The organism is Bacillus sp. P14.5 (assembly GCF_003316765.1).
Classification (GTDB): Bacteria; Bacillota; Bacilli; order Bacillales; family Bacillaceae_B; genus Rossellomorea.
Genome location: NZ_NIJF01000105.1, coordinates 1 through 3,252, shown reverse-complemented (window position 1 = coordinate 3,252; position 3,252 = coordinate 1). Strand labels below are relative to the sequence as shown.

Below are 3,252 nucleotides of genomic sequence, written 5' to 3'. Positions count from 1 at the left end.
GATATGAATAACACTATCCTCCCCGTGAATTAATTTAATTTTATTGAATAACTCTCTCATTAAAACACGAAACTTACTTAATTGGTTTTTCCCCTTAATAAAATCATTATTTGGTGAAGGGATTGTTACAGTCCAAATCGATGTATCTTCTCCCAGTATGTCCGTAATACGACTGTTAACAACAGTTGCACTTAGAGATAAATTCAATGCAACTTTCTTATGGATTTCTGTGGGTTCAATAACTTGGTAATCGAAATCATCAAATTTATCTGGCCATTTCCAAGTTTGTGGTTCCCTTCCTAATTGATACACATCCGCAGGGTAAAGGTCAGATATTAATGTTCCTAATAAAATAAGTAGAGGTTGTGGAGCTAATGAAAAACTGACAAATGTTTATTATCCCCAGACTCCAACTTCCTTTTACTTTATCCTTAAATTGATTTTTAAGTTGTTCTTTTTCGATTTCCCAATACATGTTTTGATTATCATAAAATGAACTATTTTTTAAACTTAGTTCAATCGCAGGATTTTCTTCTGGATATCGATTTGGTAACATTGCGCTTGTCGCCTCATTCCAATTTAATGGAGTAGAATGTGCACCAATATTTGCTCCATATATCAGTACATGACTTTTCATATTCTCAGTAATGGAAGTTACCCTATCGATTCTTTCTTCATGTCTCTTTTTCATTTCGCGAAGTCTTTCTACAGGATGACCATCAATGTCTTCTTTATCAATCAAACGATGATGTATATCGCACATTAACATCAAATTACTAAACTCTTTTGCCAATACTTCAGATTGAATTTCATGTCCACGTGGTCCATCAGGGCTATCAGCGATTATATGTGCAATATAGGCTGCATTCATTTTTGCCAACGTTAATGAATCCTCCCATAATCGCTTATTGCATCCATCATATTCACATCGTCCGCCTGCTTTTATCCATAGATTTAATTTCACTTTTTCTGGAATTTTCGTTTTAGACAATACAATATCCCCTCGCTCATTCTAAAAATACTTTCTCCCTTTTTTCTTAGTTGGATGTTCCCCTCCACCAAGCCATTCACCTGTTGCAATCCACAGTTCGTAGTAATATAACCATAACGATACCCAAGGAACAATTGTTTTTGAAATTAATTTTTCTTTCGTCCATTCTTTCTTTTTGGGACGAAATAGACACAATTTATTCCCAGGATACACATGAGGTATGGATTCATCATTTTTATTTACCAGTTTAGGAGAAAGTACCGTCACATCTGGTCGATCCATGCCTAAAGAATAGACAATACGGACAGTATAATTTTTACTTAATGAAGTTGGTTGTAGTTCACCTGTCCAAACTACAACACCTTTACCCCACTCTGCTATAAATTCAGGAAAGTCATTTCGCATCGAAACAATCTGATCAGCAATCGGTATAAACGTCTTTTTAAATGGTATCTGTTTCTTTGCCATAAAACGTATTTCTCTCCATTGCAACCGCTTTTTCTGTTGTTGCTGCGACTAATAACCCCGAACCAATTACTGCAAGATTTTTATTACTTCTAGATTTTTCAAGATGTATTGCTTGTTCTTTTAATACCTGGTTTGTAATGTTTTCGCCAAACATTTTCTTTAACTTATTAGCAATTTCATTTAACCCCTGTATTTCGTTCAATTGCTCCCAGTTTAATTTAAAGTCCATTACAAATTTTTCGAACTCTAGGTATAGTTCAGGATTATTATCCCATCTTTCACTTAAATCCTCTTTATTGTTTGATGGATTTAATACTACTATTCGTTTATCACTTTGGGAAATCAGTAGTGATATATGTTTTAAAATATGAGATATTGTTTCATTAACAGATAGTTGACCTTCATATCCATGTCCCGCAAGTGTAGTTAAGACTATGCTAATTGGTGCTAAATCAGCATCTTTTTCAAAATAGATGTCCCGATAGCGTTTAATTAATTGAACTGCCCTTTTGAGTGGAACTTTTCTTTCAACAGTTTCATCTTCGGGTAACGGTTCAATCTCTGCACGAGCTTCAAATAACGTTTTTCCAACTTGATTTGAACAATTGTTAAACCAAGACGTAAACCCTTTGGGATTACTATCTTTCCATTCTTCCGCTTTACGATCTGGAACCATTACACATGTATCTGTAATGGAATTTGTAGGATGTGCAGGTAAGATATCCATGTAAAATTCATTTGCATAATTAAGGCGAATACAACGATTTTTCCGTTCCACCTTATCTTTATAAATCTCATTATCTTTTAACCGTCGTTCGATTTTGTTTAATAGAATAATAGGATCTTTCCCTGCATAGGACTCATTGATTTCACAAACTAAATCAAGATCGTATTCTTGTCTTGATAGGGGTTTCACAGTCGTACCAATACTTAATGAACCCTGCGGATAAATATTAATTTCTACCCCATCAAATAAATCCCCATCTTTGGAAAGCCAAGTACTGACAGCATGATATCGTTCTTCTGCAAGTTCCCTCTGTGTTTTACTTATTTGTAGTTTCTCACCGACACGTTGTAACAAATCGTCTAATAAGTAGTTGCTTTTCAAAATTATTAATCATAAATTTTCCCTTTCTATTTTTGATTTTGCACAAGGAAAAAAGAGAATATACGTTCTTATGATAGTTTTACCACATATTATACATAAAAGTAAAAAATGAAGAACGCAAAATTTTAGTAACATACTAGCTTATTCAGGATACAAATATAACCTTCAATAAAAGGTCTTATCTTGATTTAGGAAACATATATTGTTGTGATAAAAAAGTTATTCAAAGAACATCTACTAATAACACTTCTTAGCTTACCTTGTAAAGTGGATGATAGTTACAATTATCAATGAAAAATTGACAAGAAAAAAGTATCATTTTTCTTAAAATAAAATTTAAGAAAAATGATACTTCAAAATGGAGACGGCGGGAGTCGAACCCGCGTCCGAAGGCATCGTAACGCATGCTTCTACGTATGTAGTTTATAGATTAATTCTTAATGTGACACTGACGATCAACAGGTGTTATCATATCTCTAGATTGATGGATCGTGATCTGTATTCTACTAAAAAATGAGCAGAATCATGCGGTTAAGCACAATTATAATTGAAGGTCTTCGAGCGCAGATTGTTATTGTTCTAAGACGAAAGTGATGCGGTTATTGCGAATTTATTTAACTTATGGCAAGAACAAAATCAAAGAATTGATTTTATGCGAGATTATGCTTGGAATCGAATCTGATTA

4 protein-coding genes and 1 other RNA gene are annotated in these 3,252 nt (G+C 33.5%); all 5 read right to left on the bottom strand.

Annotation, left to right across the window (positions count from 1 at the left end; all coding sequences use genetic code 11):
- On the bottom strand, positions 1 to 336 hold a 336-nt coding region (locus tag B9Z54_RS21125), incomplete at its 3' end, for an SAVED domain-containing protein (protein ID WP_240190049.1).
- Positions 329 to 991 (bottom strand): hypothetical protein, encoded by a 663-nt coding sequence (locus B9Z54_RS21120; RefSeq protein WP_113930352.1) that lies wholly within the window; start codon positions 989 to 991, stop codon positions 329 to 331. The genes B9Z54_RS21125 and B9Z54_RS21120, both read right to left, overlap by 8 nt.
- 21 nt (positions 992 to 1,012) lie before the next feature.
- On the bottom strand, positions 1,013 to 1,459 hold the full coding sequence (locus B9Z54_RS21115) for a type II CBASS E2 protein (RefSeq protein ID WP_205207748.1): 447 nt from the start codon (positions 1,457 to 1,459) through the stop codon (positions 1,013 to 1,015).
- Positions 1,434 to 2,567, bottom strand: coding sequence for a nucleotidyltransferase domain-containing protein (locus B9Z54_RS21110; RefSeq protein ID WP_240190048.1), 1,134 nt, complete (start codon positions 2,565 to 2,567; stop codon positions 1,434 to 1,436). The genes B9Z54_RS21115 and B9Z54_RS21110 overlap by 26 nt, the downstream gene beginning before the upstream one ends.
- 356 nt (positions 2,568 to 2,923) lie before the next feature.
- Positions 2,924 to 3,252, bottom strand: a transfer-messenger RNA (tmRNA) gene (gene ssrA, locus B9Z54_RS21105); the annotation flags it as partial.